Raw genomic sequence first — 14,927 nt, 5'->3', positions numbered from 1 at the left:
AGAACACTGATGAAAACTCTCGGCAAGATTTCCCCATCGCGCGAGCACTTCGCCACCTTGGCGGCCGATCGCCGCGTCATCCCGGTAACGATCACGGTCCTCGCCGACTCGCTGACGCCCATCGGGCTCTACCGGACTTTGGCCCAAGGGCGCCCCGGCACCTTCTTGATGGAATCGGCAGCCCCGGGCGGGGTGTGGAGCCGCTACTCGTTTGTCGGCGTGAATTCGCCGGCCACCTTGAGCACCCGCGGGGGAGAGGCCTACTGGCAGGGGCACGCGCCCGAAGGCCTGCCCGATGGCGGCATCGGCGTCGAGGTGCTGCGCGATACCGTGCGCGCTTTGAAGACCGAGCCGGTGCCGGGCATGCCTCCGCTGACCGGCGGCATGGTCGGGTTCGTCGGCTGGGAATGCGTGCGCCACTGGGAAAAGCTGCCAAATCCGCCGTTGGATGACCTGAACTTGCCAGAGCTGAGCATGAACCTGGTTGCCGATATGGCGGCCCATGATTCGGTCGAAGGCACGGTGACGCTGATCGCCAACGCCATTAATTTCAACGGCAGCGACGAGAACGTCGATGAAGCCTACGACGACGCGGTGGCGCGCTTGCAGGCGATGCTCGACCAATTGGCCCAGCCCGTGGAAGCCACCGCCTCGGTGCTTTCCGGAACCGACGTTCCGCGCGAAAAGCTCATGGACGAAGTCACCCATTCGTGGGCGGAAAACGAGTACCTTGAGGCGTTGGCCAAGTCCAAGACCGCGATCGTGGACGGCGAGGTGTTCCAGATCGTGGTCTCCCGGCGCTTCGAATTGGAGACCCAGGCCGACGCGCTGGATGTCTACCGGGTGCTGCGTGCCACCAACCCGAGCCCGTACATGTACCTGTTCAACTTTGTCAACGAAGATGGCGAGGCCTTTGAGATCGTCGGCTCCTCGCCCGAAGCGCTGGTGACGGTCAACGACTCGCATGTGGTCACCCACCCGATCGCCGGTTCCCGTCCGCGTGGCGCGAACTACGAGGATGACCAGCTCTTCGAGAAGTCGCTGGTGAACGACGAGAAGGAACGGGCCGAGCACCTGATGCTGGTCGATCTGTCACGCAACGACCTGTCCCGGGTCTGCCAAGCCGGCACCGTGGAGGTCACCCAGTTCATGGAAGTCGAGCGCTTCAGCCACATCATGCACCTGGTGTCCAATGTCGTGGGCAAGACCCGCGATGATGTTGACGCCTACGACGTTTTGGCCGCGACCTTCCCGGCTGGCACGCTCTCCGGTGCGCCGAAGCCGCGCGCCCTGCAGCTGCTCGACGAATATGAGCCGTACCGCCGTGGCATCTACGGCGGAGTCGTGGGCTACCTCGACTTTGCCGGCGATATGGATATGGCGATTGCCATCCGCTCCGCGCTGCTCAAGGGCGGACGCGCCTATGTGCAGGCCGGCGGCGGCATCGTGAACGATTCCAAGTTCGCCGACGAGGCATTGGAAACCGTGAACAAGGCGGCCGCGCCATTGCGCGCTGTTTGGGCCGCGCAATCCATGCACGCAGCACATACCATCAACACCGAACTGGGTGAGCGCAAGTGAAGAAATTGACCAGTGCCCGCTACTTGGCCATGGTTGGCGTGCTCGGCGCTCTGCTGGGATTCTGGTCCGCAACCCGGACCTGGATCACCGTGGACGTGGCCGCCAGCTCGGTGCAGATCCCGCAGATCGTGATCGACGGCGCGAGCGCTGCCGCATCGGTCACCGCCGTGTGCGTGGTTGTGCTCGCCGCGTCGCTGGCCCTGCTGATTGCCGGAAAGATCGCCCGCTATATCATCGCGGCGCTGAGCCTGCTGGCCGGCGTGTCGGCAATTGCCGCGGGAGCCGGCGCGCTGGGCGATCCGCAGGCCGTGGCGGCCACCGCCGTGGCCGAGGCGACGGGACTGGCCCAAAATGCGGGCGACTACTCGGTGACCGCGTGGCCGGTGATCGCCATTGCGGCGGGCGTCCTGATGGCCCTCCAGGCGGTGCTGACGTTTGCCTTCGCGCGCCACTGGCCAACCAAAGCCAGCAAGTACGACCGCCAGGCAGCAAAGAGCGCCAGCGTGCCCAAGGACGCCTCCTCGCGGAGCATCGCGAACTGGGAGCAGCTTTCGGCCGGCGAGGATCCTACCTCCGAAGCCAAATAGCAAGACCGGTGGTGATTCGCGCCACCGATTCGAAACGAAAGCCCGGGCAAATAGGATGTGACCGGGCACAGATGGCAGAATGGTTTCTGAAGACCAGCGACGCCGGCCTGCATCCTGGGCCGCGGCGCATCAACAAACATAAGGAGAACGCGAGAAATGTCGCAGAACACCGAGATCGATCCGGTATACGCCGAAGAGATTGGCCACGGTAACTCCATCGCAGCCTGGAGCTGCGTGCTGATCATGACCGTAGGTTTCATCGTCGGCGGCATCGCTTTCGCGAACCTGGCCTGGTCCATCGTCTGGGTCGGCTGCGGCATTGTCGTTCTTGGCCTGGTCGTTGGCGCCATCCTGAAGGCCGCCGGCTTTGGCGTCGGTGGCGCACGCAGCGGAGCATCGCACTAAATTGACTGTTCTTGATGACATCATCGCGGGCGTCCGGGAAGACCTGGGCGCCCGTCGCGCAACCACCAGCCTAGAGGCCATCAAGGCCACCGCCGCTGAAGCCGCCCCGGCCCGCGATGCGTTCGCGGCCTTGGGCGGCCGCGACCAGCAGGACGCACGGGATCATACCCTGCGGGTGATTTCCGAGGTCAAGCGCAAGTCCCCATCCAAGGGTGCGCTGGCGGAGATTGCCGAGCCTGCCGTTCTGGCCGCCGAGTACGAGGCCGGAGGCGCCTCGGTGATTTCGGTGCTCACCGAAGCCCGCCGATTTGGCGGTTCGCTGGCTGACCTGGATGCTGTGCGCGCGGCGGTGCAGATTCCGGTGCTCCGCAAGGACTTCACGGTTGATGAGTACCAGATTTACGAGGCCCGGGCCCACGGCGCGGACCTCGTATTGCTCATTGTTGCGGCGCTGGATGATCAGTTGCTGAAAACTTTCCTAGAATTAACGCATCAGCTGGGAATGAACGCCCTGGTCGAGACGCACACCGAGGAAGAAATCCAGCGTGCGCTGAAGGCCGGAGCGAAAATCATCGGGGTCAACGTGCGCAATTTGAAGACGCTCGACGTCGATCCTGCGACCTTCGGCAAGCTTGCCCCGCTGATCCCAGCCGAAGCGGTGATCATCGCCGAATCCGGTGTTGAATCCACCGAGCAGGTCGCCCAGTACGGCGCGGCCGGTGCCGATGCCATCCTGGTGGGCGAGGCCCTGGTGAAGCACGCGAATCCGCGAGCCACCGTCGCCGAGTTCATCGCCGCCGGAACCGAAGCCAAACCGCAGCGCTAGCCGCCGCGGAGCCAAGGAACCAGGAACAAACTTTCACGTGCCCCGCAGGAGCTTCCGGCGGGGCACGAGACTTACCATGAATCAAGCTTCGTTTGAGAAAAGAGGGAATCGATGAGCACCCCGGAGAATTCCGCGCACGGCCAGTCGATCGATGCACAGTCGCTAAGGCACGCCAGTGGCCCCTATTTTGGCGCCTACGGCGGACGATGGATGCCCGAGTCCCTCATGGCCGCCATGGACGAGCTGAACGAGACCTTCGAAGCGGCCAAGAAGGACCCCGAGTTCGTTGCCCAGATCAAGGACCTGAACAAGAACTATTCGGGACGCCCTTCGCTGCTCACCGAGGCCAAGCGCTTCTCGCAGCAGTACTGCGGCGGGGTGCGGATTTTCCTCAAGCGCGAAGACTTGAACCACACCGGCAGCCACAAGATCAACAACGTGCTCGGCCAGGCATTGCTGGCCAAGCGCATGGGCAAGACCCGCATCATCGCTGAAACCGGTGCCGGCCAGCACGGTGTGGCTTCGGCCACTGCCGCGGCCCTGATGGGCCTGGAATGCGTGGTCTACATGGGCGCCGAGGATACCCGCCGGCAGGCGCTGAACGTGGCCCGGATGCGGCTGCTCGGCGCCACCGTCATCCCGGTGACCGTCGGCTCCCAGACGCTGAAGGACGCCATCAACGAAGCCCTGCGCGACTGGGTGGCGAATGTGGAGAACACCCACTACCTGCTGGGCACCGCCGCCGGCGGCGCTCCTTTCCCGGCCATGGTGCGCTACTTCCACGAGGTGATCGGCGACGAGGCCCGCGAGCAGATCCTGGCCCAGGCCGGGCGCCTGCCCGACGCGGTCACCGCCTGCATCGGCGGCGGATCGAACGCGATCGGCATCTTCCACGGTTTCCTCGATGACCCAGAAGTCGAGATCTACGGCTTCGAAGCCGGCGGCGACGGCGTGGACACCGACCGCCACGCCGCCACCATCACCCTGGGCCGCCCGGGCGTGCTGCACGGCGCGAAGTCCTACCTGATGCAGGACGACGACGGCCAGACCATCGAATCGCACTCCATTTCCGCCGGGCTGGACTACCCGGGCGTCGGCCCGGAGCACGCATACCTGGCCGACATCGGCCGCGTCAGCTACGAACCGGTCACCGACACCGAGGCCATGGATGCGTTCAAGGCGCTGTGCCGCACCGAGGGCATCCTGCCGGCGATCGAGTCCGCGCACGCCCTGGCCGGCACCATCCGCCTGGCCCAGCGCAAGGTCGCCGAGGGCGTCGTGCCGCAGGAGACCATCATCATCGCGAACCTCTCGGGCCGCGGGGACAAGGACGTGGGCACCGCCGCCGCCTGGTTCAACATGATCGACGAAAAAGATGCCGAAGCCGAAATCAACGCGGCCAACTCGCAGAACTCCGAGGAGAAGTAGATGACCCGCGTGACTAGTGCTGAAAAGATCGCTGCCGCCCGTGCCGAGGGCCGCCCCGCATTGATCGGCTACCTGCCGGCTGGTTTCCCGGATGTCCCGACGAGCATTGAAGCCGCCGTGGCGCTGGCCGAAAACGGCGTGGACATCATCGAAATCGGCATTCCCTATTCCGACCCGGTCATGGACGGACAGGTCATCCAGGAAGCCACGGTGCAGTCGCTGGCCAACGGCTTCAAGGTGCCGCAGATTTTCGATATCGTGCGCGGCATCACCGAACGCACCGATGTGGCCGTGATGGTCATGACCTACTGGAACCCGGTGCTCCGCCTGGGCGTGGACGAGTTCTCCCGCCGCTTCGCCGAAGCTGGCGGCGCCGGCCTGATCACCCCGGATCTGGTCCCGGATGAAGCCGACGAGTGGATCGAGGCGAGCACCAAGCACGATCTGGAGCGCGTCTTTTTGATCGCCCCATCCTCCACCGAAGAGCGCGTGCAGCGCACCGTGGATGCCTCCAGCGGATTCATCTACTGCGTATCGCTGATGGGCGTCACCGGCGCGCGCAGCGAAGTCTCCTCGGCCGCCGAAGCCGTAGTTGCCGCCGCGCACCGGGCCGGCGCAGCCAACGCCTGCGTGGGCCTTGGCGTCTCGCGCCGCGAGCACGTGGAAGAAATCGGTGCCTACGCTGACGGCGTGATCGTCGGTACCGCCCTGGTGGCCGCCTTGCGCGACGGGGGAGTGCCAGCGGTTGGCCGCCTCGCAGCTGAACTGAGCGGACGAGCCTGATGGGCATCAGCACCCAGCTGGCCCTGGCCCTGCCAGCCTCCATTCCCTCCCCGCCATCGGAGCTGTCCAAATTCAGCATCGGGCCGCTGACCATCCATGCCTACGCGCTGTGCATCCTGGCTGGCATCCTGCTGGCGCTGTGGCTGACCAATAAGCGGATGCAGGCCCGCGGCGGCAATTCCGACATGCTCTGGGACATCGCGATCTGGGCGATCCCCTTTGGCATCATCGGCGGCCGGCTCTACCACGTGATGATCACCGACCCGATGTACTACTTCGGGCTGGGCGGGCAACAGGCGCACTGGGCCGAGATACCCCAGCTGTGGCTGGGCGGGCTGGGAATCATGGGCGCGGTATCCCTCGGTGCCCTGGGTGCCTGGATCGGCTGCCGCAAGGCGGGCATCCGGCTCTCGGCCTTTGCCGACGCGGCCGTGCCGGGGCTGCTGCTGGCCCAGGCCATCGGACGCTGGGGCAACTGGTTCAACCAGGAGCTCTTCGGCGCACCGACCACGCTGCCCTGGGGCCTGGAGATCGACCCCAACAGCTACAATTTCCCAGCTGGCCTGCCCGCCGACACGCTCTTCCACCCGACCTTCCTCTACGAGTCGCTGTGGAACGTGCTCGGCGCGCTGGTGCTGATCGGGCTGGATCGCAAGTTCAAGCTGCGCCGCGGAGCGATGTTCTGCTGCTACATGATCTGGTACGGCATCGGCCGCACCTTCACCGAGTCCCTGCGCCTGGACCCGGCCGAAATCATCACCATCGGGCCGCTGGGCCTCAGGGTGCACCAGTGGCTGGCCATCGCGCTGGTGATCGCCGGAGCCATCGCCTTGTTCCTGGTCCTGAAGCGAACCCGCCGCCAGGATGCCGATCCGTTCTTCCTGCCAGGGCGCAAGCCTGAAGCGGCGGCCGAGGGCGCAAACCCGGCTGGCACCGAGGCATCGGCCGACGCCCCAGGCGAGGGGCCACAGGAAAAAAATATCGAATAGCGAAGGTGCCAGGATTTCGACCCTGGCTCCGGGCAAGTGCTGATCGGCCGACAAGTATGCCAACTTGTCGGCCGCAGCTGTCTTGCCGCCCGCGCCGGCGGCCCGATGCTGCTTTCATGACGCGCGATCGGCCAAGTATGGCGAAACCTGTCGAAAAAATCGGAAATAATTTCTCGCGGCCCACGATAAGTCTCCGCAACATTCCTGAAACATGAAAAAACCTCGGAAACAGGTAGACAAAACCGTTTTTCGGGGTTTCGACCTCACGGGGCCACGTTGAAGCAGCAGTGCGCGGGCCCCGTTTTTAACATTTCTGAAACACAAACGGTCGCACTGGAGAAACAAAAATTGCGTAACGTGTGATGTTGGCATCGCGATGGGCCCTCAACCCCTGGAGCGGACCTGCGATGCAGTACCACAACGAGGTGGGAAATGTTCGTCCCCGAAACCTCGATACGCAGGCATACCCCGCTTGGCACTGTCGATACGTTTCAAGTCGATGAGACATTCAGGCGGCCGGTCGCCCTTGCAAGAAATATACTCTTTGCCTAAGGGGTCGGCGCGCCTATCCTGCATGAACCACAGAAAGGCACGCTCATGAGCATGACCGGAGTCCAAATGAACGCCTCGCCAGGCTATGGCGAGGACGTTGCCTCGCCATACACCCGCTTCGCGGCGCTGCCCGGCGCGCAGGGGCTGTATGACCCAGCGGCTGAAAAGGACGCCTGCGGTCTGGCAATGATTGCGTCCCTGAAAAACGAATCCAGCCACGACATCGTCGTGCACGCGCTGACCGCTTTGCGCCGCCTGGAACACCGCGGCGCCATCGGCGCTGACGAAGGCACCGGTGACGGTGCAGGCATCCTGCTGCACATGCCCGACGCGTTCTTGCGCAGCGCCACGAGCTTCCCGCTGCCTCAGGCCGGATCGTACGCCGTGGGCATGGGCTTTTTGCCAGCGGAAACCAAGGAGCGCGAATTCGCTCAGTCCGAACTTGAAAGCCTCGCCGCCGAAGAGAACCTGTCGGTATTGGGCTGGCGCGAAGTGCCGGTCGACGCCTCGGTCCTGGGCGCTTCGGCCCGCAAGGTCATGCCCTACATCACCCAGTTCTTTGTCGCCTCGCCTGCCGGAGCACCGGCCTTGAGCAGCCGCGAACTCGATGCAGCGGCCTGGCGCATCCGCCGCCGCGCGCACAACAAGATGGGCGTCTACTTCGCGTCTTTCTCCGCGCAGTCCATCGTCTACAAGGGCATGGTCTCCACCGCGCAGCTCGAGCCGTTCTACCCGGACCTGTCCGAGGCGAGCTTCACCAGCCGCTGCGCGATCGTGCACTCGCGCTTCTCCACCAACACCTTCCCTTCGTGGCCGCTGGCCCAGCCGTTCCGCACCATCGCGCACAACGGCGAGATCAACACGGTCAAGGGCAACCGCAACTGGATGCGCGCCCGCCAGTCCACCCTGGACTCCACGCTGCTGGGCGAAGTGCCCGAGGAGCTGTTCCCGATCTGCACCCCGGGTGCCTCGGACTCGGCCAGCTTCGACGAAGTGGCCGAAATGCTCATGCTCTCGGGCCGCAACGTGACCGAAGCGATCATGATGATGATCCCTCAGCCATGGGAAAACGACACCCAGATGGATGAGGACCTGCGCGCCTTCTACCAGTACCACTCGATGCTGATCGAGCCATGGGATGGCCCGGCAGCAGTGTGCTTCACCGACGGCCAGATGGCCGGCGCCGTGCTGGACCGCAATGGCCTGCGCCCGGCCCGCTGGTGGGTCACCGATGACGACCTGGTCGTGCTGGCCAGCGAGGTCGGCGTGATCGACGTGGCAGAAGAGCACATTGTCTCCAAGGGCCGTGTCGCCCCGGGCAAGATGTTCGCCGTCGACCTGAATGCCGGCCGCATCGTTGAAGACTCCGAAATCAAGGCCGAGGTCGCCGCGGCCAAGCCATGGCGCGAATGGGTCTCGCACAATATGAAGACCCTGGCCGATTTCCCGGACCTGGAGCACGTGCGCCACAACTCGGCTTCCGTGCTGCTGCGCCAGCTGACCTTCGGCTACACCACCGAAGAACTGCGGGTGCTGCTCGCCCCGATGGCCACCGCCGGCGCCGAGCCCCTGGCCGCCATGGGCACCGATACGCCGATCGCGGCCCTGGCCGACCGCCAGCGCCTGCTCTTCGACTACTTCACCCAGTCCTTCGCCCAGGTCACCAACCCGCCGCTGGATGCCATCCGCGAAGAGCTGGTCACCTCGATGCGCACCACCATCGGGCCCGACGGCAACCTGCTGAGCCTGGACAAGGTTCCGCAGACCCAGATCGCCCTGGACTACCCGGTGTTGACCAACGACCAGCTGGCCAAGATCGTGAACCTGCGCGACGAGTCCGGATCCAAGCTCTCGCTGAAGGTCCGCGGGCTCTACCGACCGGCCGGCGGCGAATCAGAGCTGCGCGCCCGCCTGCAGGAAATCTGCGAGAAGGTCTCCGCTGCGGTGAACCGCGGCGTGCGCTACATCGTGCTTTCCGACCGCGATTCTTCCGCGGCCTGGGCTCCGATCCCTTCCTTGCTGCTGACCTCGGCGGTCCACCACCACCTGCTCAAGAGCTCGAACCGCACCCGGGCCTCGCTGATCATCGAATCCGGCGACGCCCGCGAAGTGCACCACATTGCGGTGCTGATCGGCTACGGCGCTGCCGCGATCAACCCGTACCTGGCGCTGGAATCGGTAGAGCAGATGGCCGAAGAGGGCGAGCTGCCAGGGGTTGACGGCCCAACCGCCAACTCGAACCTGATCAAGGCCCTGGGCAAGGGCGTGCTGAAGATCATGTCCAAAATGGGCATTTCCACGGTCTCCAGCTACTGCGGCGCGCAGACCTTCGAAGCCGTGGGCCTGTCCCAGCGCGTGGTCGACCAGTACTTCACCGGCACCACCACCAAGCTCTCGGGCATCGAACTGGATGTGGTGGCCGCCGAGGCCGCTGCCCGCCATGCCCGCGCCTACCCGGAAATCGACGGCGCGTCCCAGGCCAACGAGCTTGAGGTCGGCGGCGAATACCAGTGGCGCCGCGAGGGCCCGCCGCACCTGTTCGACCCGCAGACCGTTTTCCGCCTGCAGCACTCCACCCGAACCCGCCGCTATGACGTGTTCAAGGAGTACACCAAGGCAGTGGACGACCAGGCCGCGCAGCTCAAGACCCTGCGCGGGCTGCTGAAGCTGAAGACCGAGGGCATCACCCCGATCGACATCGACGAGGTGGAGCCGGTCTCCGAAATCGTGAAGCGCTTCGCCACCGGTGCGATGAGCTACGGCTCGATCTCCGCCGAAGCCCACGAGACCCTGGCCATCGCCATGAACCGCTTGGGCGGCAAGTCCAACACCGGCGAAGGCGGCGAGGACCCGGAGCGCCTGCTCGACCCCGAGCGGCGCAGCGCGGTCAAGCAGATCGCCTCGGGCCGTTTCGGCGTGACCAGCTTGTACCTGACCAACGCGGATGACATCCAGATCAAGATGGCCCAGGGCGCCAAGCCGGGCGAGGGCGGCCAGCTGATGAGCCAGAAGCTCTACCCCTGGATCGCCAAAACCCGCCACTCCACCCCGGGTGTCGGGCTGATCTCCCCGCCACCGCACCACGACATCTACTCGATCGAGGACCTGGCCCAGCTGATCCACGATGCCAAGTGCTCCAACCCTTCGGCGCGCGTGCACGTGAAGCTGGTCTCCGAGTCCGGCATCGGCACCGTGGCCGCCGGCGTGGCCAAGGCCAAGGCCGACGTGGTGCTGATTTCCGGGCATGACGGCGGCACCGGCGCTTCGCCGATGAACTCGCTGAAGCACGCGGGCACCCCATGGGAGCTCGGCCTGGCCGAAGCCCAGCAGACGCTGATCCTCAACGGCTTGCGCGATCGCGTGACCGTGCAGGTCGACGGACAGCTCAAGACCGGCCGCGACGTGCTGATCGGTGCCCTGCTGGGTGCCGAGGAGTTCGGCTTTGCCACCGCGCCGCTGGTGGTTTCGGGCTGCATCATGATGCGCGTCTGCCACCTGGACACCTGCCCGGTGGGCGTGGCGACACAGAACCCTGTGCTGCGCGAGCGCTTCAGCGGCAAGGCCGAATTCGTGGTGAACTTCTTCGAGTTCATCGCCCAGGAAGTCCGCGAACTGCTCGCTTCCCTGGGTGCGCGCACCCTGGACGAAGTGATCGGCCGCGTGGAATTGCTGGAAACCGACGCCGAGCAGCTGGGCGCGCACCGCAAGGTCACCGGCCTGGCGCTGGAGGCAATCACCCACCAGCCCGCCGTTGAGCTTGCCGCCCGCCGGCGCCGCATTGGCCAGGACCACGGGTTGGACAACCACCTGGACCAGCGCCTGCTGGCTGCCGCGACCCCGGCATTGTCCGATCGCATTCCGGTGACCATTGAGTCGCCGATCGTGAACACCGACCGTTCGGTGGGCACGCTGCTGGGCCACCACGTCACCAAGACCTTCGGGCTGGAGACCCTGGACGAGGACACCATCACGGTGAACCTTGCCGGGCGTGCCGGCCAGTCGCTCGGCGCCTTCCTGCCCGCAGGTGTCACCCTGTCCCTGGACGGCGACGCCAATGACTATGTGGGCAAGGGCCTGTCCGGCGGCAAGATCGTCATCCACCCGCCAACGAGCACCACTTCCGCACCGGAAGAACAGGTGATCGCCGGCAACGTGGTGGGCTACGGCGCCACCAGCGGCTCGATGTTCATCAATGGCATGGTCGGCGAACGCTTCGCTGTCCGAAACTCCGGGGCGAGCATCATCACCGAGGGCATCGGCGAACACGGTTGCGAGTACATGACCGGTGGCGAGGTGCTGATCCTGGGGGAGACCGGCCGCAACTTCGGCGCGGGCTTCTCCGGCGGTGTCGCCTGGGTTGTCGACTTCGATGAAGCCAAGCTCAACCCGCTGGCAGCCAGCCAGGGCGACCTGCTGATCACCCCGATCACCGACCAGGAAGCCGAGCGCATCCACGAGCTGCTCACCGAGCACATCGCCCAGACCGCATCGCCATTGGCACAGCGCCTGGTGCTGAATTGGGAAGAAACCCGCAACCGCATCACCAGCATCACCCCGCGCGACTTCGCAGCCGTGCAGCAGGTGCGCAGCGATGCCGAAGCCAACGGGCAGAACCCTGATTCGCCACAGGTATGGAACAAGATTTTGGAGGTGACCCGTGGCTGATCCACGCGGATTCCTGAAGGTGACCGAGCGCGTCACCCAACCTAAGCGCCCTGTACCGGTGCGCCTGATGGACTACAAGGAAGTTGTCGAACGGCAGAAGGACGGCACCCTGCAGCAGCAGGCGTCGCGCTGCATGGACTGCGGCATCCCGTTCTGCCACCAGGGCTGCCCGCTGGGCAACCTGATTCCGGAGTTCAACGACCTGACCTACAAGGGCCGCTTGGATGATGCGGCAGCCCGGCTGCTGTCCACCAACAACTTCCCGGAACTGACCGGCAAGCTCTGCCCTGCACCGTGCGAGTCCTCCTGCGTGCTCGGGATCAACCAGCCTGCGGTGACCATCAAGCAGGTGGAAGCCGAACTGGCCGAGCACCTGATGGATGCCGGGGACTTCGTCCCGCAGCCGCCAGCGCGCCACACCGAGCACCGTGTCGCCATTGTGGGTTCGGGCCCCGCCGGACTGGCCGCCGCCCAGCAGCTGACCCGTGCCGGGCACACCGTGGCCGTATACGAACGCGATGAGGCCATTGGCGGGCTGCTGCGCTTCGGCATTCCGGACTTCAAGCTGGAAAAGCAGATCATCGATCGCCGCCTGGACCAGATGCGCGAGGAAGGCACGATCTTCCGCACCGGCATCGAAATCGGCAAGGACATCACCTGGAAGCAGCTGCAGCGCGACTACGACGCGGTGATTGTTGCCACTGGTGCCACCGTGCCACGCGAGCTTCCGGTACCCGGCAACAAGCTTGATGGCGTGCACCACGCCATGGAGTTCCTCACCGACAACAACCGCGTTGTTGCCGGTACCAGCAGCGAGCGCAAAATCGATGCCAAGGGCAAGCACGTGATCATCCTCGGCGGCGGCGACACCGGCTCGGACTGCATCGGCACCGCTTTGCGCCAGGGCGCGGCCAGTGTTACGACGCTGGCCATCGGCAAGCAGCCGGGCACCGAACGCAGCGAAAACCAGCCGTGGCCAATGATGCCAGTGCTCTTCGAGGTGCAGTCCTCGCACGAAGAAGGCGGCGAACGCAGCTACCTCGCGTCGACTGTGAACTTCGTCGCCGGCGAGGGAACTGAGCAGAACAAGGTGATCGGTGTTACAGTTGCAGAGACAGAATTTGTTGCTGGCAAGCGCCTCCCGAAGCCTGGAACCGAACGCGTCATCACTGCGGATTTGGTTTTGCTTGCCCTCGGGTTCACCGGGCCTGAAGTTTCAGGGCTGGACGAACAGGTCAGTATCGAATTCGACAACCGGGGCAACGTCGCCCGAGATGGCTACTACAAGACGAACACCGAATCGGTCTTCGTCGCCGGAGACGCCGGTCGGGGACAGTCGCTGATCGTGTGGGCTATCGCCGAAGGCCGCGCTTGCGCAGCTTCGGTCGATCAGTTCCTCATGGGCTCGACCACCCTTCCTGCACCGGTAGCTCCAACCGATAGGGCCATCAGCATCATTTGAGTGTCATAGGCTTGAATGCGGCGCACCCGATATCCGGGTGGGCCGCATTTTGCCTATGTGAACATGAAAGGCATTTGGCTGACGGAATGAGACGCGCAAAGATTGTGGCAACCTGGGGTCCAGCCCTGGCGAGCTATGAAAACACTGTAGCGGTACTAAAAGCAGGCGTGGATGTAGCACGCTTGAACATGAGCCATGGAGACCACTCCATGCACGCGCAATCGCTGGCGAACGTGCGCAACGCGGCAGCGGAGATCGGCCGTGCGGTCGGCATCTTCGCCGACCTGCAGGGCCCGAAGATCCGTTTGGGCCGCTTCAAGGACAACGCGAAGTACATCCTCGAAGCTGGCGAGGAATTCACCATCACCATTGATGATGTGGAAGGCACCCGAAACCTGTGCTCGACCACCTTCAAGGGCCTCCCAGAAGATGTGAAGCCAGGGGATTTCCTGCTGGTCAACGACGGCAAGGTCAAGCTCAAGGCTGTTGAGGTTGACGCGACCTCGGTGCGCTCGGAGGTCATCGTCGGCGGCGAAGTGTCCAATAACAAGGGCATCAACCTGCCAGGCGTCGCAGTGAACGTACCCGCATTGAGCGAAAAGGACGAGGACGACCTGCGCTGGGCACTGCGTGCCGGCGTCGACATGGTTGCTCTGTCCTTCGTGCGCAACGCCGAAGACATTTCGCGCGTGCACGAAATCATGGACGAAGAAGGCCGCCGCGTACCGGTGATCGCCAAGATCGAGAAGCCGCAGGCCGTGGCAGCGCTGGAAGAGATCATCAACGCGTTCGACGCCATCATGGTGGCCCGTGGCGACCTCGGCGTGGAATTGCCGCTGGAAGAGGTTCCCGTGGTGCAGAAGCGCGCTGTTGAGCTCGCACGCCGCTGGGCCAAGCCGGTCATCGTTGCCACCCAGGTGCTCGAATCGATGATCGAGTCGCCAACTCCGACCCGCGCCGAAGCTTCGGACTGCGCCAACGCAGTACTCGATGGCGCGGACGCAGTCATGCTGTCGGGGGAGACCTCGGTTGGCGCCTACCCGGTGGAAACCGTGGAAACCATGTCCCGCATCATCTCTTCCACCGAAGAGCACGGCCTGGATCGCATCCCGCGCCTGGGCTCCAAGCCCAAGACCCGCGGCGGCGCCATCACCCGTGCCGCTGTGGAGATCTCGGATCAGCTCGATGCGAAGTACATTGTGGCCTTCACCCAGTCCGGCGACTCGGCACGCCGCCTCTCGCGCTTGCGCCCGAAGAAGCCTGTGCTGGCGTTCACCCCGCTGCAGCAGACCTACAACATCATGACCCTGATGTGGGGCATCCAGGCTCGCCTGGTGGCTTACGCGGACCATACCGACAAGATGACCGCCCAGGTGGACGAGGCGCTGCTCTCCGAGGGCTTGGCTGAGATCAACGACCTGGTCTGCATTGCCGCCGGTTCCCCTCCAGGGCAGGCAGGCTCCACCAACTCGCTTCGCGTGCACAAGATCGGCGATCTGGCCGATGCAGGCCAGCTGGTTGACGGCAAGCCAATGCCAGCCCGCGAGAAGGTTGGCCCATGGGCAGCGGAGAATGTTTCAACTCCTGAGTCCCTGTAGCAGCAGCTTTTTACGCTGAGACCTTAAAAGTTCCGCTGCCCGACGCCTGTC

General features: G+C 64.6%; 10 protein-coding genes. All 10 read left to right on the top strand.

Translation table 11 applies throughout. The features are described from left to right. Window positions 1-9 precede the first annotated feature (9 nt). The 10 genes from H6F58_RS10890 to pyk all read left to right on the top strand — a co-directional run bounded on the left by H6F58_RS10890 (window position 10) and on the right by pyk (window position 14,876). The gene (locus H6F58_RS10890) at window positions 10-1,581 is read left to right on the top strand and encodes an anthranilate synthase component I (RefSeq protein ID WP_171919223.1); all 1,572 of its coding nucleotides are present in this window, start codon (window positions 10-12) and stop codon (window positions 1,579-1,581) included. After that, on the top strand, window positions 1,578-2,168 hold the full coding sequence (locus tag H6F58_RS10885) for a Trp biosynthesis-associated membrane protein (protein ID WP_171919222.1): 591 nt from the start codon (window positions 1,578-1,580) through the stop codon (window positions 2,166-2,168). The genes H6F58_RS10890 and H6F58_RS10885 overlap by 4 nt, the downstream gene beginning before the upstream one ends. Window positions 2,169-2,324: 156 nt before the next feature. Next, the gene (locus H6F58_RS10880; protein WP_060701886.1) at window positions 2,325-2,573 is read left to right on the top strand and encodes an HGxxPAAW family protein; all 249 of its coding nucleotides are present in this window, start codon (window positions 2,325-2,327) and stop codon (window positions 2,571-2,573) included. A gap of 1 nt (window position 2,574) precedes the next feature. After that, window positions 2,575-3,399: an indole-3-glycerol phosphate synthase TrpC gene (gene trpC / locus H6F58_RS10875; protein ID WP_195181762.1), complete on the top strand. Its 825-nt coding sequence runs from the start codon at window positions 2,575-2,577 to the stop codon at window positions 3,397-3,399. 111 nt (window positions 3,400-3,510) lie between these two features. Continuing rightward, window positions 3,511-4,827 (top strand): tryptophan synthase subunit beta, encoded by a 1,317-nt coding sequence (gene trpB, locus H6F58_RS10870; RefSeq protein WP_171919220.1) that lies wholly within the window; start codon window positions 3,511-3,513, stop codon window positions 4,825-4,827. Then, entirely contained in the window at window positions 4,828-5,610 is a 783-nt protein-coding gene (gene trpA, locus H6F58_RS10865) for a tryptophan synthase subunit alpha (protein WP_060701883.1), read from the top strand. It begins immediately after the preceding gene. After that, entirely contained in the window at window positions 5,610-6,599 is a 990-nt protein-coding gene (gene lgt / locus H6F58_RS10860; protein WP_171919219.1) for a prolipoprotein diacylglyceryl transferase, read from the top strand. Before trpA ends, lgt begins: the two co-directional genes overlap by 1 nt. 603 nt (window positions 6,600-7,202) lie before the next feature. Further along, the gene (gene gltB, locus H6F58_RS10855; RefSeq protein WP_146278156.1) at window positions 7,203-11,816 is read left to right on the top strand and encodes a glutamate synthase large subunit; all 4,614 of its coding nucleotides are present in this window, start codon (window positions 7,203-7,205) and stop codon (window positions 11,814-11,816) included. After that, the gene (locus H6F58_RS10850) at window positions 11,809-13,278 is read left to right on the top strand and encodes a glutamate synthase subunit beta (RefSeq protein WP_146275325.1); all 1,470 of its coding nucleotides are present in this window, start codon (window positions 11,809-11,811) and stop codon (window positions 13,276-13,278) included. Before gltB ends, H6F58_RS10850 begins: the two co-directional genes overlap by 8 nt. A gap of 86 nt (window positions 13,279-13,364) precedes the next feature. Next, window positions 13,365-14,876 carry a pyruvate kinase gene (gene pyk, locus H6F58_RS10845; RefSeq protein WP_060701881.1) on the top strand — a complete coding sequence of 504 codons (1,512 nt, stop codon included), beginning with the start codon at window positions 13,365-13,367 and terminating at the stop codon, window positions 14,874-14,876. Window positions 14,877-14,927 lie beyond the last annotated feature (51 nt).

The sequence above is a fragment of the Glutamicibacter sp. FBE19 genome, assembly GCF_015524875.1.
Classification (GTDB): Bacteria; Actinomycetota; Actinomycetes; order Actinomycetales; family Micrococcaceae; genus Glutamicibacter; species Glutamicibacter halophytocola.
The sequence above is the reverse complement of the archived record's forward strand: the minus strand, read 5'-3'. Positions and strand labels throughout refer to the sequence as shown.